This is a genomic window from Streptomyces tamarix (assembly GCF_032423885.1).
Classification (GTDB): Bacteria; Actinomycetota; Actinomycetes; order Streptomycetales; family Streptomycetaceae; genus Streptomyces; species Streptomyces tamarix.
This window is the reverse complement of sequence record NZ_JAWCTQ010000027.1, coordinates 1-22,045: the sequence shown is the minus strand read 5'-3', so window position 1 is coordinate 22,045 and position 22,045 is coordinate 1. Positions and strand designations below refer to the sequence as shown.

The following is a 22,045-nucleotide window of genomic DNA, read 5'->3' as shown; positions in this document are numbered from 1 at the left end:
TCGAGGAACGGCAGCGGCCATGACGGTGACAGAAGACAACCAGGCGTACGGGCCGGGCATCGATCCCGAGCGTCTGGCCGTCTGCCTGAGCGTGCTCGAGGAGCTCGACAAGCTGGAGATCGACCACCCGGACGCGATCGCCGTCCGGCGCGCGACGGCCGGTGTCTACCGGACCGTCAAGCAGCGCCGCCGGCAGGAGCGCCGGGCCGCGAAGACGGCGCACGACCGGGCGGTCACCGAGGCCACCGCGACGGGCTCCGCCGAGCGCATCGACGACGAGACGCAGGGCCTGCTGCCCAGCTCCTCCGCCGCGGGCGAGATCGCGGGCGTCCTGCAGCGCCCCCGGTCCTGCTACATCTGCAAGGACCGGTACGTGCGGGTCGACGCGTTCTACCACCAGCTGTGCCCGTCGTGCGCGGTGGAGAACCGCGCCCGCCGCGACGCCCGCACCGACCTCACGGGTCGCCGGGCGCTGCTCACCGGCGGCCGTGCCAAGATCGGCATGTACATCGCTCTGAGGCTCCTGCGCGACGGCGCGCACACCACGGTGACGACGCGCTTCCCCAACGACGCGATCCGCCGCTTCAAGGCGCAGCCGGACAGCGACGAGTGGATCCACCGGCTGAAGATCGTCGGGATCGACCTGCGCGACCCGGCGCAGGTCGTCGCCCTCGCGGACTCCGTCGCCGCGGCCGGTCCGCTCGACATCCTGATCAACAACGCGGCGCAGACCGTGCGCCGGTCCCGCCGGGCGTACAGCGAGCTGGTCGCCGCCGAGTCGGCCCCGCTGCCCGCCGGAGAGCTGCCCGCCGCGGAGGTCATCGGCACGTTCGGCAGCGGCGCCGTCGAGAGCGTGGCCGCCCTGCCCTCCGCGCGGAGCGGCGACGGGCTCACCGCGCAGGACGTCACGGACCTGGCGCTGGTGAGCGGCTCGGCGACCCCGGCGAGGATCGCCGCCGGCACGGCCATCGACGCGGGCGGCCTGGTGCCCGACCTGGCGCCGGTGAACAGCTGGATCCAGACCGTCGAGCAGGTCGACCCGGTCGAGCTGCTGGAGGTCCAGCTCTGCAACTCGACGGCGCCGTTCATCCTGATCAGCCGTCTGCGCCCGGCGATGGCCGCCTCCACGGCCCGGCGCAAGTACGTGGTGAACGTCTCCGCCATGGAGGGCGTCTTCAGCCGCGGCTACAAGGGCGCGGGGCACCCGCACACCAACATGGCGAAGGCCGCGCTCAACATGCTGACGCGCACCAGCGCCCAGGAGATGTTCGAGGCGGACGGCATCCTCATGACGGCCGTCGACACGGGCTGGATCACCGACGAGCGGCCGCACCCGGACAAGATGCGGCTGGCGGAGGCCGGCTTCCACGCGCCGCTCGACCTGGTCGACGGCGCGGCGCGGGTCTACGACCCGATCGTCCGCGGCGAGGCCGGCGAGGACCTGTACGGCTGCTTCCTGAAGGACTACGCGCCCGGCAAGTGGTAGGGGCCGGCGCTCCGCACACCCGATGTGATGACACGGAGTGCCCCGGATGGGGCACTCCGGGCCATTGTGTCCGGATGTCGACAGTGTGATGCGTTCCATCGAGCGGCACCGTGCTCATTTGGTTACTCTGAGGCGAACGGTCGGCCGACCGGGATCCACGAACTCCCTGGCGCCGACCGCGGGACCGGCCTGCCACCGAGGGGCCGCGGCCCCGCCCGGAGACCGGCGCCACCGCGACCGAACGGCAACACACGTCCCATAGGTTCGCGACACGAAGGAGTGCGCGGTGACACCAGAAGCGACCACGCAGGAGCAGCCGGCGGAACCCCCTGCCCGGTCCACCCGTCCGGGCGAGCTCGGCAGCCTGGAGGTGTGGGCCCGCTCGGCCCCGATCCGTCTCGCCGGGTACGAGGACGACCTCGCGGAGCCGCACATCCTGCGCGGCATCGACTGAGCCGGACCGGCCGGTCCGCAGGGCCCCGCCCCGTGTCCCCGCCGCGACGGCGGCGGGGACACGGGGTCCGTCCGCCCGGTGCCGACACGGGAGAGCACACCGGACGGGGCTGCCTCGACGGGCAGGCCGCCGGGCCGAACGTCATCGGCATCCGCTCGGCCCGGCTCACTGTCGCTGAAACGTAGCGGAGAGCCCCCGGGCCCACCAGCTTTGACCAAGGATTCACCCGGCGCGTCAGTGCCGGGTCCGGCGGGGCGCCCCTTCCAGCCGCGTCGGCGGCAGGAAGTCCCGCACGAGGGTCCGGTGCCACCACGCGCCCGTGGACCGCAGTTCCCGCCAGGTCGTGAAGCGGTACCGGTACAGCCGTGCCCTGACCAGCGCCGGGGGCGCGTCGGGGAACGGGTTGTGGCGCAGCAGCCGCAGCGTGTCCCGGTCCCCTTCGAGGAGCCGCTCCACGAACGGCCCGAACCACCCCGCCGCGTACGCCGGGGAGAGCGCCGCGAACCACATCAGCCAGTCGAGCCGCAGGTGGTACGGGGCGAACTGGCGCGGCATCCGCCGCACGTCGCCGGGCTTGCCCTTGAACTCGTAGGCGCGCCACACGGTCCCGGCGTGCGCCACCGGCTCGTCGGTGCCCTCGACGACGATCTCGTACCGGACCCGGCCCACCGTGCCGAAGGCGCCGTACGTGTTGACCAGGTGCAGCGGGTCGAAGGAGCGGTTCATCGCCTGGTGCCGGGAGAGCAGGTTGCGCACGGGGCGCGCGCTCAGCGCCAGGACCAGGACGGTCAGGGCGACGACCAGGACGGCGTACCACAGCGGTGGCCGCGGCAGGTCGGGCGGGGCGGCGACGAGGGTGCCGTCGACGGCGGACAGGGCGAGGACGATGGTGAGCCAGTTCAGCCAGGAGAAGTTCCCGGACAGGACCAGCCACAGCTGGGTCAGCGCGATCAGCCCGGCCGCGGCGGTCGCCACGGGCTGCGGGGTGAACAGCAGGAAGGGGACGACCAACTGCGCCACGTGGTTGGCGGCCGTCTCCACGCGGTGGAGGGGGCGCGGCAGGTGGTGGAAGAACCAGCTCAGCGGGGACGGCATCGGCTGGGTCTCGTGGTGGTAGTACAGGCAGGTCAGGTCGCGCCAGCACCGGTCGCCGCGCAGTTTGATCAGCCCCGCGCCGAACTCGACGCGGAACAGCAGCCACCGCAGCAGCCACATCACCAGCACGGGCGGCGCGGTCTCGTCGTTGCCGAGGAAGACCGCGAGGAAGCCGGCCTCCAGCAGCAGCGACTCCCAGCCGAAGCCGTACCAGGTCTGACCGACGTTCACGATCGACAGGTACAGCCCCCACAGCACCGCCCACATCAGCATCGACACGGCCAGGGGCACGGCGTCCCCCGCGCCGGCGGCCAGCGCCAGGGCGAGGGCAGCGCCCGTCCAGGCGCAGAGCGCGAAGAACCGGTCGGAGTAGTGCAGGCGGAACAGGCTCGGCGCCCGGCGCGCGGGCACCCGCCGGAGGTACTCCGGCACGGGGGTCATGCCCCGCTCGCCGATCAGCGCCCGGAACTGGAGCGCGGCGCACAGGAACGCGACCAGGTAGAGGCCGGCGAGGCCCCGCTGGAAGAGCAGGCGGCCCAGCCAGTGGTCGGACGAGGCGAACCAGGCGAACGACTCCATCCCCTCCAGTATCAGCCGCGCGCGATCCGGCGCACCGTCCGGCCGAGGCGGCGCGCGTACCACCGCTGGGCGACGGGGACGAGCGGCCCGGCCATCCGCGCGTACCAGCGGGCGGGGCGGCTGAAGGCGGTGACCGTGAACCAGACCGAGCCGTCGGGCAGCTGCTCGACGACGAACGCCTCCTCGCCGCTCTCGGGGTGCCCGGTGAGGGTGCCGTACGCGAAACCGGTGCGCCCCTCCTCGTACGCCGTCCACACGACCTCGCACGGCACGCCGTACTCCAGCGGCCCGACGCCCACGCAGACCCGTACGCGCGCGCCGGGTGCCGCCCGGACCGCTTCGGACCGCAGGCGGGCGCCGGAGGCGCGGTGCATCCGCCAGGTGGTGACGGCGGCGCCCGCCGCCTCGAAGACGTCCCGGCCGTGGCCGATCGGGGTGCGGTGGCGCAGGTGGTGGTAACCGTCCGGGAGGGCGGGGGAGCGGGTCGCGCCGACGTCCGGGTAGGTGAAGCGGAGCGGGGGCGCGGCGGTGGTGCGGCCGGGGCCGCGGACGAACCGGGTCATGCGGGGACCTCCTCGTGGTCCGGAGCGGTGGTGGGGGGTCGGGGGACCGCCAGGCGGCGCCAGGCCAGGAGCGAGCAGAGCGCGAAGCCCAGGGCGTTGGCGAGGCCGTGGGTGGCGGCCATCCACGCCAGGCTCGGGTGGGGCAGCCCGGTCGCCTCGCCGACCGCCCAGCTCAGGGCCAGCAGCATGGTCGCCGCCAGCACGCCGGCGGAGACGGCCAGCAGCGCCCCGGTGAGCCGGTCGCCGGTGCCGGAGCGCACGTCCCGCCAGGTGAGCAGGGCGACGGCCCACATCCCGGCGGTCAGCACGACGGTCCCGGCCAGCTCGGTCCAGTCGTTGACGAAGTACCCCAGGAGTACCAGGAAGGTGCCGAGGGGGACGCTCAGGGCGGCGAACGGGCCCAGCGGACGGCCGGGGGCGGCGCGGTGCACCAGTCCCGCGACGAGCGCGGCGGCGAACCCGGCGAAGTGGAAGTGCGGCACGGTCAGGTCCAGGATCTCCGGATCGAACCCGAACAGCCGGTGCCCCCACCGCTCGGCGACCAGCGCGGTCGCGGCGACGGCGGGGCTCACCAGGGCGGTGCACAGGGCCACCTCGGCGGGCGCGAGGGAGCGCGTCGCGGCGAGGCGGCGCGGCGCGGCGAGCGCCGGCAGGAGGGTGCCCGCCGCGTAGCAGCAGGCGAGGGCGGTGGCGAGGGCGCCGCGCGGCAGCCACAGCGACACCGCACCCGGTACGGCGAACAGCGGCCAGAGCCGGGCGGCGGCGGCCGTCCCGGGTGCGGGCGCCAGCCGCAGCCCCATCGGGACGATCACGAGCATGCCGAGCATCACGACCAGATCCACCAGGACCGTCACCGCGACGCACCCCCTCCCGCGCTTTGAACGCGTTCAATAATGATGTGCGGAGCGTAGCGCTACGACTTGAACGTGTTCAAGTCGGCTGCCCGGGCCCTCGGGAGGCGGACTTCCGGTTGCGGTCCACCCCCGGGTCCGGCAGACATGGAAGGACTTGTCCGGTCAGATCGGTGGAGAGGCGGGAGGTTCGCGTGCGTCCACCCTCACGCCGCCCCTCGGCGCGTTCCCGGCGTCCCCTCGCCGCGGCCTCCCTCGCCGTCCTCGCCGGGCTGCTCGCCGTCGGCTGCGGCGACGGCCGCCCCGCCGCCCGCGCCACCGCCGCGGCCGACTCCGTACCCCTCCTCCAGCCGGCCGCCGAACTCGGACCGCACCCCTTCACCCCCTCCACCGCCCTCACCGCCGACCGCGCCGCCGCGCCCCGCCCGCCGTCCCCCGCCGCGCCCGGCGGCCCGTCCGGGGCCGCCGCCCGGCCGCCGCGGACCGTCGACGGCGCCACCCCCGGCCTGTACGGCGGCACGCACTCGCTGCCCAGTTGCGACGTGGACCAGCAGGCGCGGTTCCTCACCGCCGACGAGGACAAGGCCCGCGCCTTCGCCCAGGCCGCCGGGGTCACCCCGGGCGGGCTCGGCGCCTGGGTGCGCGGCCTCACGCCCGTGATGCTGCGCGCCGACACCCGCGTCACCGGCCACGGCTACCGCGACGGCACGGCGGCCCCGTACCAGGCCGTCCTCCAGGCGGGCACCGCGGTCCTCGTCGACCGGTACGGCGCGCCCCGCGTCCGCTGCGCCGCGGGCAACCCGCTGCGGGTTCCCGCGGACGTGCGGCCGACCGCCGGGTACCGGGGCGACCCCTGGCCCGGGTTCCGTCCCGAGCGGGTCGTGCTGGTGGGCCCCGCGCGGCGGGCCCTCGACAGCCTCCTCCTCGTGAACGTCCTCAACGGCACCTGGCTCGAACGCGGGGCCGGCACCCGGGGGGAGAAGGACCGCGAGCCCGCCGTGCCCCCGGCGTACGACCCCGGCGACCGGCACGTCGCGGACGGGCCCGTACCGGACGGCGACCGGGCGGGGGCGGGCGCGCCCGCCTCCCCGCGGGAGCCGTCCGCCGGCCGGATCCCGGCACCGCCGCCGGCCCTGACGCGGACGCCGCCGCCCGGCCGGCCGTCCGGGCCCCCCGCTCCCGACCCCGTGGCTCCCGACCCCGTGGTGCCCGACGCGCCGACCCGGGGCGGGGGCGTGCCCGACGGGCCGCCGTCCGACGGGCCCGCCGGGTCCGGCGAGCCCCCGTCCGACGAGTCCGCCGGGTTGGAGGGGCCCGTGCCGGACGAACCCCTGCCGGACGCGCCGCCCGAGGGTGACGCCCTGTACGGCCCGCTCCCGGACCCGGTGGCCGCCGAGGAGTGAGGGGAGGGGCGTCCCGTCCTCTCGTATGACTTCTCATCAGTCGATAAACCCGACAAATGATGGCAGAGTGGCTCCATGGTTGATCCGGCAGCGGATGCCCTGTCGCTTCCCGAGGACTGGCCCGCCCACCCGGATCTGAGTCTGTCCCTCAACCGCATGGGCAGCTTCGACTGGGACCTCGACACCGGGCTGATGCACATGGACGAGGTCGCCCTCGCCGTGTTCGAGATGGACCCGGACGAGTACGACGGGCGGCCCGGGAGCCTGGGGCGGAGGGTCCCGCCCAGCGAGTCCGTGCGCCTCGACGGCATGGTGGCGCAGGCCCTCAAGAACGGCAGCACGCACTACGGCGCGTACTTCCGCATCCGCACCCGCGACGGCGGCCTCCGCTGGACCCACACCCAGGGGTTCATCCGCCGCGACGAGAACGGTCGCCCCCACCGGATCATCGGCATCGTCCGCGACGCCACCCAGGAGCTGGCCGAGTCCACCAGCCGGCGGGAGGTCGACATCGAACGCCGCCGCCAGACCAGCGTCGTGGAGTCGACCACCGCCGCCCTCGCCCACGCCCGCACCGTCCAGGACGTCATCGACGTGCTGAGGGACTCCCACGGCCTGGAGCACCTCGGCGCGACCAGCGTCGTCATGGGCCTCCTGGAAGCCGGCCGCATCCACCTGGTCGCCGACGGCCCCGAGGGCTCCTTCGTCCCCGGCACCCGCTACACGCGCGTGGACGAGGAGTACCCCATGAGCGAAGTCGTCCGGACCCTCGCCCCCCGCTTCATCGAGTCGCCCGAGGACTTCGCCGACTCGTACCCGGTCCTCTGGCCGCACATCACCCACCTCGGGATCACCGCCGCCGCGTACCTGCCCCTCATCGCCCAGGCCCGGCCCATCGGCGCGATAGGGCTGCTGTACAGCCAGAAGAAGGGCTTCACGCCCGACGAGCGCAACGTCCTCATCGCCCTCGGCAGCAGCATCGCCCAGAGCCTCCAGCGCGCCATGCTGTTCGAGCAGGAGCACGACCTCGCCGAGGGCCTCCAGCAGGCCATGCTCCCGCGCCGCATCCCCGACGTCCCCGGCGCGCAGATCGCCGTCCGGTACCGGGCCGCCCGGCTCGGCCGGGACATCGGCGGCGACTGGTACGACGTGATCCCGCTCCCCGGTGGCCGCGTCGGCGCCGTCATCGGCGACGTCCAGGGCCACGACACCCACGCCGCCGCCGTCATGGGCCAGCTCCGGATCGTCCTGCGCGCGTACGCCGCCGAGGGCCACACCCCCGCCACCGTCATGGCCCGCGCGTCGGTCTTCCTCCGCGAACTGGACACGGACCGCTTCGCCACCTGTACCTACATGGAGGTCGACCTGGCGACCGGCGTCGTCCAGGCCGTCCGGGCCGGCCACGTCGACCCCCTGCTGCGCGACACGGACGGCGACTGCCGGCGGGTGCCCGTGCAGGGCGCTCTGCCCCTCGGGCTCTCCGCCGAGTTCGGCGCGCTCGACTACCCGGTCAGCGTCCTCGAACTCGACCCCGGGCAGACCCTCGTCCTGTACACCGACGGCCTCGTCGAGCAGCCCGGCGCCGACCTCGACGAGGGCATGCAGTGGCTCACCGCCTTCGTCCGCAACGGGCCCGCCGACCTCCAGACACTCGCCGACCAGCTCTGCGACGTGGTGGACGAGCGGGGCGGCGACGACGACGTGGCGGTCCTGCTGCTGCGCCGCCGGGGCGGCTACACCCCGCAGGCGGGCGGCAGGCTCCAGCAGCACGTCGCCCAGAACGACCCCGAGGCGCTGCGCTCCGCCCGCCACATGATCCGTGCGGCCGTCCGGGCCTGGGGCGGACGGGAGCGGTCCGACGAGATCGAGCTGGCCGCCGACGAAATGATCACCAACGCGCTGCTGCACACCGACGGCGGGGCCATCCTCACCCTGCGGATGCTCACCGGGCACGAACGGCGCCTCCGCGTCGAGGTGGAGGACCGCTCCAGCGTCCTGCCGCGCCGCCGCGACGCGGACACGAGCGGCGTGTCGGGGCGCGGCCTGCTGCTCGTGGACCGGCTGGCCGACGTCTGGGGCGTCGAGTCGCGTGGCAGCGGTAAGTGCGTGTGGTGCGAGTTCGCCCTGCCGGACCGGCTCGGGGACGCCCACGAGATCCGGCGAGACATCGGATCAGTCGGCCCGGGCCGTGAAGCCAGGAGCCCCATGTGACGGGAGTGGCGGGACAGGGGAGGTCTTGACGCCTGCCATCCCTCGGATGAATAGTGCGGTCGGCGGTCCTGCTGCGGACGCCGACCGACCGGTACGGGAGTGGGGGAGGGGCATGCGGCGCGGCACGCTCGGGCGGAGCGGGGTCACGGTCACCGAGCTGTCGTTCGGGGCGGCCGGGATCGGCAACCTCTACACGCCGGTCACCCCGGAGGGGGCCGCCGCCGCGGTCGACGCCGCCTGGGAGGCGGGCATCCGCCACTTCGACACGGCCCCGCACTACGGCCTCGGCCTCTCCGAGCGGCGCCTGGGCGAAGCCCTGCGCGACCGCCCCCGCGACGCGTACACCGTCGCCACCAAGGCCGGGCGGCTCCTCGTCCCGTACGACGGCGACCCCGCCGGCGACGACCTGGCGCACGGCTTCGCCGTCCCCGCCACGCACCGGCGCGTATGGGACTTCAGCGCCGACGGGGTGCGCCGCAGCATCGAGGAGAGCCTCGCACGGCTCGGCCTCGACCGGGTCGACGTCGTCCACCTCCACGACCCCGACGACCACGAGGAGGCCGCGTTCCGCGAGGCGTACCCGGCGCTGGAGCGACTGCGCGCGGAAGGCGTCGTCCGCGCCATCGGCGTCGGCATGAACAGCACGGCCATGCTCACCCGCTTCGTGCGGGACACCGACGTGGACGCCGTGCTGTGCGCCGGGCGCCTGACCCTGCTCGACCAGTCCGCCCTCGACGCGCTCCTCCCGGAGGCCGCCGCGCGCGGCCGGAGCGTCCTCGCCGCCGGGGTCTTCAACTCCGGCCTCCTCGCCGACCCCCGGCCGGGCGCCCGCTACGACTACCGCGCCGCGCCCCTCGCCCTCCTCGAACGGGCCCTGCACGCCGAGGCCGTCACCGGACGGCACGGGGTACCGCTCCGCGCCGCCGCCCTGCGCTACCCGCTGCGGCACCCCGCCGTCGCCTCCGTGCTCCTGGGCTGCCGGTCGGCCGACGAGGTCCGCGACGCGGTCGCCCACCACCGCCACCCCGTGCCCGACGCCGTCTGGGACGACCTGCGCGCCGAGGGGCTCCTGCCGTGACCGCCGGTCTCGTCGACGCCCACCACCACGTCTGGGACCTCGCCGTACGCGACCAGCCGTGGCTCGACGGGCCCGGCACGGCCCCGCTGCGGCGCACCTTCACCGCCGACGACCTGGCGCCCGCGGCCCGCGCGGCCGGCGTCCGCGCCACCGTCGTCGTCCAGACCGTCACCGTCCCCGGCGAGACGGGGGAGCTCCTCGCCCTCGCCGACCGCCACCCCCTCGTGGGCGCCGTCGTCGGCTGGATCGACCTCACCGCGCCCGACGTCGCCGACCGGCTCGCCGCGCTGCGCGCCCTGCCCGGCGGGCACCGCCTCGCCGGCATCCGCCACCAGGTCCAGGACGAGCCGGACCCGGACTGGTTGCTCCGCCCCGCCGTGCTGCGCGGCCTCGCCGCCCTCGCCGCCGCGGGACTCGTCTACGACCTGGTCGTCCGCCCCCCTCACCTGCCCGCCGCCACCCGCGCCGCCGCCCTGCTGCCCGGACTGACCTTCGTCCTCGACCACCTCGGCAAACCGCCCGTCGCGTCCGGCGCGCTCGAACCGTGGGCCGGGCACGTCCGCGCCCTCGCCGCGCTCCCCAACACCGTCTGCAAGCTCTCCGGCCTCGTCACCGAGGCCGACCACGCCACCTGGACCACCGCGGACCTCCGCCCGTACGCCGACACGGTCCTCGACGCCTTCGGCCCCGCCCGGCTGATGTTCGGCTCCGACTGGCCCGTGTGCCTCCTCGCCGCCCGGTACGACGAGGTCGTCACCGCCGCCCGCGACCTCACCGCCCGGCTCTCGCCCGCCGAGCGCGCCGCCGTGTTCGCCGACACCGCCACCCGCGTCTACGGCCTGCCGGCCCCGCCGGCCTGACCGCCCGGCGGCCGTTTCCCGCCCGACGGACGCCCGCCTACACTCCGCTGCATGCTGCGCGTACTGGCCGTCGACGACGAGAAGCCCGCCCTGGAGGAGCTGCTGTACCTGTTGCGCTCCGACCCCCGGGTCCGCAGCGCGGAGGGCGCCACCGACGCGACGGAGGCGCTGCGCCGCATCGGCCGGGCCCTGGAGGCGGGACCGGACGGCGAGGACGCCATCGACGTGGTCTTCCTCGACATCCACATGGCCGGGCTGACCGGACTGGACGTCGCACGGCTGCTCGCCGGGTTCGCCAGGCCGCCGCTCGTCGTGTTCGTCACCGCCCACGAGGGGTTCGCCGTGCAGGCGTTCGACCTGAAGGCGGTCGACTACGTCCTCAAGCCCGTCCGCAAGGAGCGCCTCGCGGAGGCCGTCCGCCGGGCCAGCGACCTGTCCGGGCCCGCCCCGGCCGCCCAGGCGGTGGCCGAGCAGATCCCCGTGGAGCTGGGCGGCGTCACCCGGTTCGTCCCGGTCGACGACATCGCGTACGTCGAGGCGCAGGGCGACTACGCGCGCCTGCACACCGACGGGGGCAGCCACCTCGTCCGCATCCCGCTCTCCACGCTGGAGGAGCGCTGGGCGGCACGCGGCTTCGTCCGCATCCACCGCAGCCACCTCGTCGCGCTCGGCCGCATCGACGAGCTGCGGCTGGACGGCGGTGCCACGACGGTGCGGGTGGGCAGCGCCGAGCTGTCCGTCAGCCGCCGCCACGCCCGTCAGTTGCGCGAGCTGCTGATGCGGCACGTCCGCGGCTAGCCCCGGGTCACCGGGTCATCGGGGCACCGGCCGCGGGGGCGCCGGCCGCCGGCCCCCGGGTCGCCGGCCTCCGGGCCGCACGCGCGGAGCCGACCGTTCGACGCGCGGATCGCGCCGTTCACCGACGCCCCACCGGTACGGCCCCACCGGCGGGCGGTACCGCGCCTACCCTTGATCATCCGGAGCTGGGAGGGGGCGGCGGAGTGCCGGAACTCGAAGCGGAGATCGACGCGCTGCGGCGCGAGCTGAGGGCCCTGCGCGCCCTGCCCGCGCCGGACCCGGCCCGCCCCGAGGAGCTCGCCGCGCTCCTCGCCGGGGCCAGGAGCGCCGCCGGGCGCTGGGCGGACGTGCTGGACGAACTCCGCGGGACGGCGCGGGGCCTGGTCGGCCCGCGCGCCGCCGCCGCCCTGGAACTGGCGTTCCGCAGGGCCGAGGAGTCGTACGTGGAGCTGGAGATCGCGCTCGGCGACATCACCCGGGCGGAGTAGGCGACCCGCAGGTCACGGGTAGGACAATCCGCCTACCCGTACGGGAGGGATCTGCGTAAACTCCACCCCCCGAGCCCCCGGGGACCTCCTGAAAAGTCCCCCGGGCCACCACCGCACCGCCGACCCCCGGACACCGATGCCCCCAGAGCCGCAGCCCGCGCCGCGCCGTCCCCGGCGCGAGACCGTCACCGGAGTGCCCCGCTCCGGCCGCCGGCCGCCGGGCCACGCGCCCGCCCGCTCCGAGATCAGCGAGCAGACCACCCTGGGCCACACCTACGTCCGGTCCCTGATGCGCAGCCAGCTCCGCGCCGCGCTCAGGGCCCTCGCCGCCCTCGCCCTGCTCGTCGGCTCCCTGCCGCTGCTCCTCACGCTTCCCGCCGCGCTCGCCCCCGGCGGCCCCGCCCCGTCCTCCGAGCCGTTCCTCTGGGCGGCGCTCGGCGTCGCCGTCCACCCGGTCCTGTGGCTCGTCGCCCGCTGGTACGTGCGCCGGGCCGAGCGCAACGAGCGCGACTTCACCGGCCTCGTCGAAGGCAGGTGAGCCGGGCCGGTGAACCAGAACTACGCGATGGCGGCGGTCGCCGTCGTCGTCGCCGCCACCGTCCTCATCGGCTCCCTCGGCCTGCGCATCTCCCGCACCACCTCCGACTTCTACGTCGCCTCGCGGACGGTCAAGCCGGCCCTCAACGCCGCCGCCATCAGCGGCGAGTACCTCTCGGCGGCCTCCTTCCTCGGCATCGCGGGTCTGGTCCTCCTCCAAGGCCCCGACATGCTCTGGTACCCGGTCGGCTACACCGCCGGTTACCTCGTCCTGCTGGTCCTCGTCGCCGCCCCGCTGCGCCGCTCCGGCGCGTACACGCTCTCCGACTTCGCCGAGGCCCGCCTGGAGTCGCCGTACGTCCGCCGCCTCGCCAGCCTCTTCGTCGTCGGCATCGGCTGGCTCTACCTGCTGCCGCAACTCCAGGGCGCGGGTCTCACCCTGGAGGTCCTCACCGGCGCGCCCGACTGGTTCGGCGGCCTCCTCGTCGCCCTCGTCGTCACCGGCGCCGTCGCCGCGGGCGGCATGCGCAGCATCACCTTCGTCCAGGCGTTCCAGTACGGGCTCAAGCTGACCGCGCTGCTCGTCCCCGCGCTCTTCCTGGTCACCGCCTGGGCCGCGGACGACGCGCCGCGCGCCCGGTTCGACGCGCCCGCCGTCTTCCGCGAGCACACCTCCGTCCGCGTCGACGACACGGTCCGCCTCTCCCTCGACGCCCCGCTGACCGTCACCGTCTCCGGCACGGTCGACACGACCGCGTACGACGGGCGGCGGACCACCCTCGGCGAGGGCCTGCACCGCGTCGAGGCCGGAACCGTCCTCGGCTTCCCGTCCGGCGCCCCCGTCCCCGAGCGCGTCCCCGACCCGGGCGACCCGCTCGGCTGGTCCGGCTCCCTGTCCGGCGAGCCCGACGGGCAGCGGCTCTACGCGACGTACGGGCTGATCCTCGCCACCTTCCTCGGCACCATGGGCCTGCCGCACGTCGCCGTGCGGTTCTACACCAGCCCCCACGGGCGCGCCGCGCGCCGCACCACCCTCGTCGTCCTCGGCCTGGTCGGCGCGTTCTACCTGCTGCCGCCCGTGTACGGGGCGCTCGGTCGGATCTACGCGCCCGAACTGGCCCTGACCGGCGACGCCGACGCGGCCGTGCTGGTCCTGCCGGACAGGCTCGTCGGCGGCCTGGCCGGGGAGCTGCTGGGGGCGCTGCTGGCGGGCGGCGCGTTCGCCGCGTTCCTGTCGACGGCGTCCGGGCTGACCATGTCGGTCGCCGGTGTCCTCAGCCAGGACGTGCTGCCGTCACGGGGCGTGCGCCACTTCCGGCTGGCGACCCCCATCGCCATGGCCGTGCCGCTCGGGCTGAGCCTCGTCGCGTCGAACGTGCCGGTCGCCGACGCGGTGGGCCTCGCCTTCGCGGTGTCCGCCTCCTCCTTCTGCCCGCTGCTCGTCCTGGGCATCTGGTGGCGGCGCCTCACCCCGCCGGGCGCCGTCGCCGGGCTCCTCGCGGGCGGGGGCGCCGCGCTCACGGCCGTCATGGCGACCCGTGCCGGACTCGCCCCGGACGGCTGGCCGCACACCCTGATGGCCTGGCCGGCCGTGTGGTCCGTACCGCTCGGCTTCCTCACCATGGTCTGCGTGTCGCTGGCCACCCCCCGCCACATCCCGCCCGGCACCCCGGCGACCCTCGCCCGGCTGCACCTGCCCGAAGGGTTGATCGGCCGCCCCCAGCCCGAGGGGGCCCAGCGGTGACCGGGACGCTCCTCGCCGCGCTCGCCACCGCCGGGACGCTGCTGCTCGCCGCCGGACTCGCCCTGGGTCGGCTCGCCGCCCGGCGCGAGGGGCGCGACGGCCTCGATCTGGGCACGCCCGTCGAACGCGCCACGTTCCACACCCTGCACACGGCGTCCCTCGCCGCCCCGCCCCTGCGCGCCGGCCTCACCGAGGACACCGCCCGCAAGGCCGCCCGCCGGCTGCGCCCCCTCCTCGGCACCGAGGCCCTCGCCCTCACCGACCGCACGGCCGTCCTCGCCTGGGACGGCACCGGCGGCCACCACGCCGAGCAGGTCATGGAGCACGTCGCGGGGGTCCTCGCGTCGGGCCGCGGGCAGAGCGTGCGAGCCGGGTGCGCCGACCCCGGCTGCCCCCTGCGCTGGGCCGTCATCGCCCCGCTCACCGGCGAGGAGGGCGTCGTCGGCGCGCTCGTCGCGTACGGGTCGCGCGAGTCCGCCGTCCTCGTGCGGGCCGCGACGGAGGTCGCCCGCTGGGTCTCCGTACAACTCGAACTGGCCGAACTCGACCTGTCCCGGACGCGGCTCATCGAGGCGGAGATCCGCGCCCTGCGCGCCCAGATATCCCCGCACTTCGTCTACAACTCGCTCGCCGCGATCGCGTCGTTCGTCCGCACCGACCCGGAGCGGGCGCGGGAGCTGCTGCTGGAGTTCGCGGACTTCACCCGGTACTCGTTCCGCCGGCACGGCGACTTCGCCCAGCTGGCCGACGAACTGCGCTCCATCGAGCAGTACCTGGCGCTCGCCGGGGCCCGCTTCGGCGACCGGCTCCAGGTGACGCTCCAGGTGGCGCCGGAGGTGCTGCCGGTGACGCTGCCGTTCCTGTGCCTCCAGCCGCTGGTGGAGAACGCCGTCAAGCACGGCCTGGAGGACTCCCGCAGGACGTGCCGGATCACCATCGCCGCCCGGGACGCGGGCGCCGAGGCCGTCGTGACCATCGAGGACGACGGCGTCGGCATGGACCCGGACGTGCTGCGCGCCATCCTCGCGGGCGAGCGCCCGCAGTCGTCCGGCATCGGCCTGCCCAACGTCGACGAGCGGCTGCGCCAGGTGTACGGCGACGCGTACGGCCTGGTGGTGGAGACGGGCATCGACGCGGGCATGAAGGTCACCGTCCGCGTCCCCAAGTACCGGGCGGGCGTCCACCGCGACGCGCCCTGACGGCCCGGCGCCCCTACAGCGCCGTCCACGGCGTGTCCGGGGACGCGCGGCGGCGCTGCCGGTCGGCGCCCGTGCCGTGGGCCAGCACCCGCTCCACCAGATCCCGCACCTCCGCCTCGTCGCCGCTCGCCTCCAGCGCCGGGCGCACCCGGTCGAGCAGGGCCCGCACCGCCTCGGCCGCCGGGACGAGGTCGCCGGTCACCGGGTGCAGGGCGGGGCCGCGCACCCCGTACCGGGCCGCCGTCCACAGGGCGGCGCCCGCCGCGTGGTCGGGCAGCCGCGGCGCGGGCCGGCCCCGTACGACGGCGTCGAGCGCGGTGGTCACCAGGGCGCGGGTCAGCCCGCCCTGGAGCACGGCCTCGTCCACGCTGGGCGTGACGTCCGCGACCCGCACCTCCACGGTCGGCAGGTGGTTCGAGGGGCGCGCGAACCAGTACGCGTTGGTGGCGCGGGACGGCAGCACGCCCGTGCGGCGCAGGGCGGCGACCGTCCGGTCGTACTGCTCGGCGGAGGCGAAGCGGGGCGGGATCTGGTGGGTGGGCCAGCGGGACAGGACGAGCGCGCGCCAGCTCGCGTGACCGGTGTCCGCGCCCTGGTGGTAGGGGGAGTTGGCGGAGAGCGCGAGCAGGACCGGCAGCCAGGGTCGCAGGTGGTTGAGGACGGCCACGGCGGACTCCCGGTCGGGCACGCCGACGTGGACGTGGCAGCCGCAGGTCTCCGTCTCGTCGGTGAGCCGCCCGTACAACCGGGCCATCTGCCGGTAGTGGCGGGTCGGGGTGACGGTGCGGGCCGGCGCGGCCATCGGCGCCGTGCCGCTGGCGAGCGGGCGGAGCCCCGTCTTGCGGGCCGCCCGGTCCAGCCGGTCCCGGGCCGCTGCCAGCTCGGCGCGCAGCCCCGCCAGGTCGGTGCATACGGCGGTCGCCGTCTCCACCATCGTCGTCAGCAGCTCGCGCTGGAGCGCCCGCCCCGGCCCGCCGTCCGGCCGGTGCCGCGCCCGGTCGGCGTCCAGGACGTCGCCGCCGCCGCCCACCGGATTGCCGCCGACCGCGTCGAGCAGGAGGAACTCCTCCTCGACGCCCAGGGTCACCTCGCCAGCCGCGGGCACCGCGACCATCAGGACCACCACCACTTCCGCCCCAGCCGTACGGACACGCGCTCGGTGCGGCGCCGGCGGGCACCGGCGGCCCCCCACAGGATGACCGGCGCGGTCGCCCTCGGCAACGGCGCGTTTCGGGCACTTCGGGACCCGCGCGGCCGCCCCGGTTCAGTACAGGTGGAGCGCCAGGTGGCAGAGCGGCAGGCCGAGCTGCCACGACGGCAGCCACGCCCGCGCCGACTCGTCCACCGCGACCCCGGCCGCCGAGGGCGCCGGCAGCGCTCCCAGGTCCGCCGCGAACAACTGGGTCTCCTCCAGCAGCCGCCAGGTCTCCAGCGCCAGGGCCACCCCCGGCTCGCCCCCGCCCTCGCGCTCCCGCCGCGCGGCCAGCCGCTCCCGCACCCACTCCGGCCAGGGGTGGTCGTACGAGGTGCGGTCCAGCCACTCCTCCACCTGCTCCTCCGGCCCCGCGCCGTCGCTGAGGTAGACCGTCAGCGCGAGCGTCCGGCGGCCCGCCACGTACTCCAGGGAGCCGGTCTCCACCAGCCCGCCCTTCCGCAGCAGCTCGTCGGCCAGGTACTCGGCACACAGCCAGTCCATCGGGACGGCCAGGCCGCCCCCGCCGGTGCCGTTCGTGCTCTCGGGCCGCAACGTTCCCACCTTCTCCCGGACGTTCTCGCGCGCGTCACTCGGCCACGCACCCCTAGACGACGAGCCTCCACCGAAAGGCCGGGCGAGAGGCCGCTCTTTGCACAACTTCACGGTGTGGTTTCGCATACGTTCCCGTCCGTGCCGTTACGCCTGGGAAGGAACGCATCCGATGGGCCCCCGGAGACGGGCGGGCTCAGGCGCCGGACCGCCCGGCGGACGGCAGCCGGCCCCTGTCGGCGCCCCTGCCGGCGCCCGGGAACGCCCGGCTGTACCCCGGCAGGCACCGTCCGAGCGCCCGCAGCGCGTAGTACGACCGCGACTTGACCGTCCCCGCCGGTATGCCGAGCTCCTCGGCCGCCTCGTTGACCGTCAGCCCGTCGAAGTAGATCCGCTCCAGCACGGCGCGGTGCGCGGGGCTCAGCCCGGCCACCGCCGCCCGGATGTCGAGCGCCGCGACCGCGGACTCGGTGGGGTCGGCCGGGTCGGGGGTGGTGGCGAGGACCCCGTCCCCGATCTCCGTCGGGCGTGCCATGCGGGAGCGCCGCGCGTCGATCGCCAACCGCCGACCGACCGTGAACAGCCAGGGCCGCATCGACTCGTACGGCGCCTCGAACGCCTCGGGGTGCTGCCACGCCCGGACCAGCGTCTCCTGCAGCAGGTCCTCGGCTCGCTGCTGGTCGCCGTAGGTGAGCCCGAGGAGGAAGCTCAGCAGCGCCGGTCCGTGTTCCCGCTGGAGCTCCTCCAAGGCCCGCTCGTCGGTGGTCGTCGTGGCCGTCGTCATCGTTCACATCCCTTCCCGCCGGCTCCAGGACCCACGAGCGGTATCCGAACGCATCCGGGCCCGTCCGGACAGGCGGCGCACCGAGGTCTGCGACGAGCGGTCGCACCGAGCGGCGAGTGGTGCGCCGAACGGTCGGCGCGAGGACATGAGGCCAATGAGGCGAATTTATCGTACTTATGCCACTGAATTATTGACTGTGCCTTATGTCCGGTTGTGGATTCGGAGAGGCCCCCTTCCCCTGACTTCCCCCGGCTTCCCTCTGTCTTCCCCCGCCCCGAACCCCAGGGAGCCCCCATGTCCCACCGGACGACGCGGCGCACGACCCGCCGGACGGCCCTCGCCGCCACCGCCCTGCTCGGCGCCGCCGCGGCGGCCTGCACGGCCGCCCCGCGGCTCCCGGCCCTCCCGCCCCCCGCGCCCCCGGCCCCCGGTGGCCGCGCCGCCCCCGCGGCCAGGCCCTTCACGCTCGCCGCCACCGGCGACGTCCTCCCGCACGCCTCGGTCATCCGGGCGGCCCGCGCCGACGCGAACGGCGCCGGATACGACTTCCGGCCCATGTTCGCCGGGGTCGCCCCCGTCATCTCCACGGCCGACCTCGCCCTCTGCCACATGGAGACCGTGTACGGCGAGGACGACGGCCCCTTCACCGGCTACCCGTCCTTCACGTCCCCGCCCCAGATCGCCGACGCCCTGCGCGCCACCGGCTACGACTCCTGCTCCACCGCCTCCAACCACACCCTCGACGACGGCCCCGAGGGCATCCGCCGTACCCTCGACCACCTCGACCGGGTCGGCGTCGCACACGCCGGCTCCGCCCGCACCGCCGAGGAGGCCACCCCCACCCTGCTGGAGGCCGGCGGCGCCCGGGTCGCCCACCTCGCCTACACGTACGGCACGAACGGCGCCCCCGTCCCCGCCGACCGGCCCTGGTCCGTCAACCTCATCGACGAGAGCCGCGTCCTGAGCGACGCCCGCGCCGCCCGCGAGGCCGGCGCGGACGTCGTCGTCGTCAGCCTCCACTGGGGCACCGAGTGGCAGACCGCGCCCGACCGCCTGCAGCTCACCCTCGGCCGCGCCCTCACCGCGGCCACCACCGACGGCCGCCCCGACGTCGACCTCGTCCTCGGCACCCACGCCCACGTCCCCCAGGCGTACGAGAAGGTCAACGGCACCTGGGTCGTCTACGGCATGGGCGACCAGGTCGCCGGGGCCATGGTCAACCACTCCGGCGCCCACGACCCGCGCGGCAACGAGGGGACCATCGCCCGCTTCACCTTCACCCCACCCCGCACCCCCGGCGGCCGCTGGGAGGTCACGCGGGCCGAGTTCGTCCCGCAGTGGTTCGACACCGCCGCCCACCGCGTCGTCGACCTGAACGCCGCCGTCGCGTCCGGGAACACCGCGCTCGCCCCCGTACGGGACCGCATCACCCGTGTCGTCCTCAGCCGCGGCGCGGGCGCCCAGGGCCTCGTCCGGGCCCCGTGACCGGCCGCCCGGCCGCTCGTCCCAACGGGTGCTTTCGCCCCGCGCGCCCGGTGTCGCGCACCTGTTCCGCGGGTCGCCCGTGCGGAGCATTGGTCATGAAAAAAGACCAGATGCCTTCCGGGCGGCGGATGGTGCTGCGCATCGCCGCCGCGCTCGGGGCCACCACCACCGTCGGTCTCTTCAGCCTGGACCGGGCGGGCGCGCCCGGCACCACCGCGCCGCCCGCGCGCCTCTCACCGCCGCGCGCGCCGCGGCCCCCGGCACCCGCCCCCGCCGGGGGACCCGCCGCGAGCCGACCCGTGGCGTCCTCCCCGTACCGGCTCCACCCCATGACCTCGTACGCCCCGCCCCGCTTCCGGCGCGCCCTGCCGCCGGTGCGGCAGCGGCCGTTCCTGCGGGTCTCCGGCGCCGGCAACACGATGGTCCTCACCTTCGACGACGGACCCGACCCCCGCTACACCCCGGACATCCTGAGCACCCTGCGCCACTACGGGGTGCGGGCCATGTTCTTCGTCTGCGGCGAGATGGCCGTCCACCACCCCGACCTGCTGCGGGAGATGGTCGACGACGGGCACGTCGTCGGCAACCACTCCTGGTCGCACCCCCTGGTCCCGAAGCTGCCGCCCTCCCGCATCCGCGACGAGCTGGGCTCGACGAGCGAGGTGATCGAGCAGTCGGCCGGCTCGGCCCCCCTGTGGTACCGCGCCCCGTACGGCGCCTGGAACCGCCTCTCCTTCGAGATCGGCGCCGAACTCGGCATGGAGCCGCTCGCCTGGACCGTCGACACCCTCGACTGGCAGGAGCCCGGCACGGCGACCATCGTGCGACGCGTCCTGGACGGGGCCGCGCCCGGCGTCGTCGTGCTCTCCCACGACGCGGGCGGCGACCGCTCGCAGACCGTGCGCGCCCTGCGGACGTACCTGCCGAGGCTGCTCGACGAGGGGTACCACCTCACCGTGCCGCGCCGGTGACGCGGGCCGCGAAGCCGCCGCCCCCGCCCGCCGCGGCGGGGGCGGCGGCGCTCAGCGGGTGGCGACCAGCCGGGCGAAGACCACCACGTTGCCGTCGTAGCCCCCGGCCCGCGAGTACTCCCCGCCGCAGGTGATGACCCGCAGCTCGGGATGGCCGGTGTCGCCGTAGACGCGTACGCCGGGGAAGTCCTCCTTCTCGTACACCTCGACGCCGTACACCTGGAACACGGCCACGCGGCCGTCGTACCGGGTCACCTCCACCCGGTCGCCCGGCTTCAGCGTGCCCAGCGAGTAGAAGACCGCGGGCCCCGACTCGTTGTCGACGTGCCCGACGATGACCGACGTGCCGGACTGTCCCGGCGAGATGCCGTTCTGGTACCAGCCCGCGAGGTTCGGGTCCTGCGGCGGGGGCGCGCTGATCCAGCCCTCGCCGTCCAGGCCCACGTCGATGATCGGCGCGTCCACCTTCAGCGCCTCGATCCGCACCCGGGACGCGGGCGCGTACTCCAGCGGGCGCAGCCCCGCCGACGGTTTCGGCGCCGCCACCGTGCGCCCCCGCTCCACCGACACCGCGCCGGCCGGCTGGGGCGGCCCCGACGACGCGTCGACCCCGTTCCGCATCATGGCGAGGCCGGTGAGCATGACGAGCGCCAGCGCGCCCCACGGTCGGCGTCCCCTGATCACGTCCCAGGCACTTCGGTCCCCGACGCCTCTGCGCTCCAGGCCCATGCTTCTCCCTTCGTGGCCTCTTCCCGCACGGTAAGCGCGGACCGCGGACCCGGCGATCACAGAGCGGCGAACGGGTGGCGGCGCGGCAGACGGGTGATGACCCCTCCGAGTCATCTACGGGATCCGCCTGACGGGGCGTGACCTGCGGATCCGTCAGACAAGGGCCCCGCTTTCCGGGCGTGTCGCCTCACCGGGGTGGCGCACCGCCGAAATGCGAGGTTCGAAATGTCCGGTGAGGGTTCGTCATGGGAGGCGCATCCGTCGATTTCCCGGAGCGCCGCTTCGGGGCGTCTTCCGCTGGAGGTTCAACGATGCGTGCTTCACGCGCCCTCGCGGTGGCCGCCACCGCCTGCGCGGTGATCGGGTTCGCGGCCCCGCTCGCCAACGCCACCAAAGGACCGACGAACGTCACGGTCTCCCCGACCCGGGTGCACCAGGGCGGCAGCCTGGCGGTCAGCGCCATGGGGTGCGGCCACGGCGGCACCGTCTCGTCCAACGCGTTCCCCAAGACGGCCCTCACGGTCAACGCCTCGGGCCACTCCGCCGCCACGCCGCGGATCTATGACCACGCCACGCCGGGCAGGTACAACCTCGCGGTCAGGTGCAGCGACAGCCCACGGGTCGCCACCGCGTCCTTCACCGTCATCCGTGGCCGCGGTACGGACGGCGGCCTGGGCGGCTCCCTGGCCCCCAGTTCCACCGAGGTGGCCGTCGGGGCGTCGCTCGTCGGCACCGCGGCCCTCGGCGGCGCCGTGTTCGTCAACCGTCGCCGCCGCCCGAGCAGCGGAAAGGCCTGACCGGCCGAACCTCCCGGTCGGCCGACTACGCCCGTCGCCCCCCCTGCCCGCCCGGGCACCGGGGGCCCGGGGCACCCCCCCGGCGGGGGGGGGGGTGAGTGGGGGGGGCCCGCCCCCCCCCGCCCCCCCGGGCCGGGGGGGGCGGGGGGGCCCCCGGGCGCAGCCGCGCGGCGCGAGGGGGCGTCAGTG

The 22,045-nt window shown here is 75.5% G+C and carries 21 protein-coding genes; 14 read left to right on the top strand and 7 right to left on the bottom strand.

Annotated elements, in window-relative coordinates; all coding sequences use genetic code 11:
* The first annotated feature begins 19 nt into the window (after positions 1-19).
* Positions 20-1,486: an SDR family NAD(P)-dependent oxidoreductase gene (locus tag RND61_RS20750; protein ID WP_315879521.1), complete on the top strand. Its 1,467-nt coding sequence runs from the start codon at positions 20-22 to the stop codon at positions 1,484-1,486.
* Between the two features lie 286 nt (positions 1,487-1,772).
* A complete protein-coding gene (locus RND61_RS20745) occupies positions 1,773-1,940 on the top strand; it encodes a hypothetical protein (protein WP_315879520.1) in 168 nt (55 codons plus the stop codon).
* A 234-nt stretch (positions 1,941-2,174) separates the two neighbouring features.
* On the opposite strand, the gene RND61_RS20740 is transcribed toward RND61_RS20745, so the two are convergent.
* From RND61_RS20740 to RND61_RS20730, 3 genes are read right to left on the bottom strand one after another with little or no spacing between them, the layout of a single operon-like run.
* A complete protein-coding gene (locus tag RND61_RS20740; protein WP_315879519.1) occupies positions 2,175-3,614 on the bottom strand; it encodes a lipase maturation factor family protein in 1,440 nt (479 codons plus the stop codon).
* A gap of 11 nt (positions 3,615-3,625) precedes the next feature.
* The gene (locus tag RND61_RS20735; RefSeq protein ID WP_315879518.1) at positions 3,626-4,177 is read right to left on the bottom strand and encodes a DUF1990 family protein; all 552 of its coding nucleotides are present in this window, start codon (positions 4,175-4,177) and stop codon (positions 3,626-3,628) included.
* A complete protein-coding gene (locus RND61_RS20730; protein ID WP_315879517.1) occupies positions 4,174-5,031 on the bottom strand; it encodes a YndJ family protein in 858 nt (285 codons plus the stop codon). Before RND61_RS20730 ends, RND61_RS20735 begins: the two co-directional genes overlap by 4 nt.
* 191 nt (positions 5,032-5,222) lie before the next feature.
* On the opposite strand from RND61_RS20730, the gene RND61_RS20725 reads away from it, so the two are divergent.
* The 9 genes from RND61_RS20725 (at position 5,223) to RND61_RS20685 (ending at position 15,346) form a co-directional block, all read left to right on the top strand.
* Positions 5,223-6,431 carry a DUF6777 domain-containing protein gene (locus tag RND61_RS20725; protein WP_315879516.1) on the top strand — a complete coding sequence of 403 codons (1,209 nt, stop codon included), beginning with the start codon at positions 5,223-5,225 and terminating at the stop codon, positions 6,429-6,431.
* A gap of 75 nt (positions 6,432-6,506) precedes the next feature.
* Entirely contained in the window at positions 6,507-8,642 is a 2,136-nt protein-coding gene (locus tag RND61_RS20720; RefSeq protein ID WP_315879515.1) for a SpoIIE family protein phosphatase, read from the top strand.
* A gap of 112 nt (positions 8,643-8,754) precedes the next feature.
* Positions 8,755-9,720 carry an aldo/keto reductase gene (locus RND61_RS20715; protein ID WP_315879565.1) on the top strand — a complete coding sequence of 322 codons (966 nt, stop codon included), beginning with the start codon at positions 8,755-8,757 and terminating at the stop codon, positions 9,718-9,720.
* The gene (locus RND61_RS20710; protein ID WP_315879514.1) at positions 9,717-10,580 is read left to right on the top strand and encodes an amidohydrolase family protein; all 864 of its coding nucleotides are present in this window, start codon (positions 9,717-9,719) and stop codon (positions 10,578-10,580) included. The genes RND61_RS20715 and RND61_RS20710 overlap by 4 nt, the downstream gene beginning before the upstream one ends.
* 51 nt (positions 10,581-10,631) lie before the next feature.
* A complete protein-coding gene (locus RND61_RS20705) occupies positions 10,632-11,378 on the top strand; it encodes a LytR/AlgR family response regulator transcription factor (protein ID WP_315879513.1) in 747 nt (248 codons plus the stop codon).
* Between the two features lie 203 nt (positions 11,379-11,581).
* A complete protein-coding gene (locus RND61_RS20700) occupies positions 11,582-11,866 on the top strand; it encodes a hypothetical protein (RefSeq protein WP_315879512.1) in 285 nt (94 codons plus the stop codon).
* 136 nt (positions 11,867-12,002) lie between these two features.
* Positions 12,003-12,404, top strand: coding sequence for a hypothetical protein (locus tag RND61_RS20695; RefSeq protein ID WP_315879511.1), 402 nt, complete (start codon positions 12,003-12,005; stop codon positions 12,402-12,404).
* 9 nt (positions 12,405-12,413) lie between these two features.
* A complete protein-coding gene (locus RND61_RS20690) occupies positions 12,414-14,147 on the top strand; it encodes a sodium/solute symporter (RefSeq protein WP_315879510.1) in 1,734 nt (577 codons plus the stop codon).
* Positions 14,144-15,346 (top strand): sensor histidine kinase, encoded by a 1,203-nt coding sequence (locus RND61_RS20685; RefSeq protein ID WP_315879509.1) that lies wholly within the window; start codon positions 14,144-14,146, stop codon positions 15,344-15,346. Before RND61_RS20690 ends, RND61_RS20685 begins: the two co-directional genes overlap by 4 nt.
* A 13-nt stretch (positions 15,347-15,359) precedes the next feature.
* Here RND61_RS20685 and RND61_RS20680 read toward each other — a convergent pair whose 3' ends face one another.
* The 3 genes from RND61_RS20680 to RND61_RS20670 all read right to left on the bottom strand — a co-directional run bounded on the left by RND61_RS20680 (position 15,360) and on the right by RND61_RS20670 (position 17,874).
* The gene (locus RND61_RS20680) at positions 15,360-16,460 is read right to left on the bottom strand and encodes a carboxylate-amine ligase (RefSeq protein ID WP_315879508.1); all 1,101 of its coding nucleotides are present in this window, start codon (positions 16,458-16,460) and stop codon (positions 15,360-15,362) included.
* A 150-nt stretch (positions 16,461-16,610) separates the two neighbouring features.
* Positions 16,611-17,102 carry a hypothetical protein gene (locus RND61_RS20675; RefSeq protein WP_391653813.1) on the bottom strand — a complete coding sequence of 164 codons (492 nt, stop codon included), beginning with the start codon at positions 17,100-17,102 and terminating at the stop codon, positions 16,611-16,613.
* A 184-nt stretch (positions 17,103-17,286) separates the two neighbouring features.
* Complete coding sequence (locus tag RND61_RS20670) at positions 17,287-17,874, bottom strand: sigma-70 family RNA polymerase sigma factor (protein ID WP_315879506.1); 588 nt, start codon at positions 17,872-17,874, stop codon at positions 17,287-17,289.
* Between the two features lie 294 nt (positions 17,875-18,168).
* Between RND61_RS20670 and RND61_RS20665 the strand changes: the two genes are divergently transcribed.
* Positions 18,169-19,359, top strand: a complete 1,191-nt coding sequence (locus tag RND61_RS20665; protein WP_315879505.1) for a CapA family protein — start codon at positions 18,169-18,171, stop codon at positions 19,357-19,359.
* Positions 19,360-19,454: 95 nt separating this feature from the next.
* Positions 19,455-20,330 (top strand): polysaccharide deacetylase family protein, encoded by an 876-nt coding sequence (locus tag RND61_RS20660; protein ID WP_315879504.1) that lies wholly within the window; start codon positions 19,455-19,457, stop codon positions 20,328-20,330.
* A gap of 51 nt (positions 20,331-20,381) precedes the next feature.
* Here the strand turns inward: RND61_RS20660 and RND61_RS20655 are convergent, their stop codons facing one another.
* A complete protein-coding gene (locus tag RND61_RS20655) occupies positions 20,382-21,059 on the bottom strand; it encodes a class F sortase (protein WP_315879503.1) in 678 nt (225 codons plus the stop codon).
* Between the two features lie 311 nt (positions 21,060-21,370).
* Here RND61_RS20655 and RND61_RS20650 point away from each other — a divergent pair, with 311 nt between their 5' ends.
* Positions 21,371-21,856 carry a hypothetical protein gene (locus RND61_RS20650; protein WP_315879502.1) on the top strand — a complete coding sequence of 162 codons (486 nt, stop codon included), beginning with the start codon at positions 21,371-21,373 and terminating at the stop codon, positions 21,854-21,856.
* The last annotated feature ends 189 nt before the right edge of the window (positions 21,857-22,045 follow it).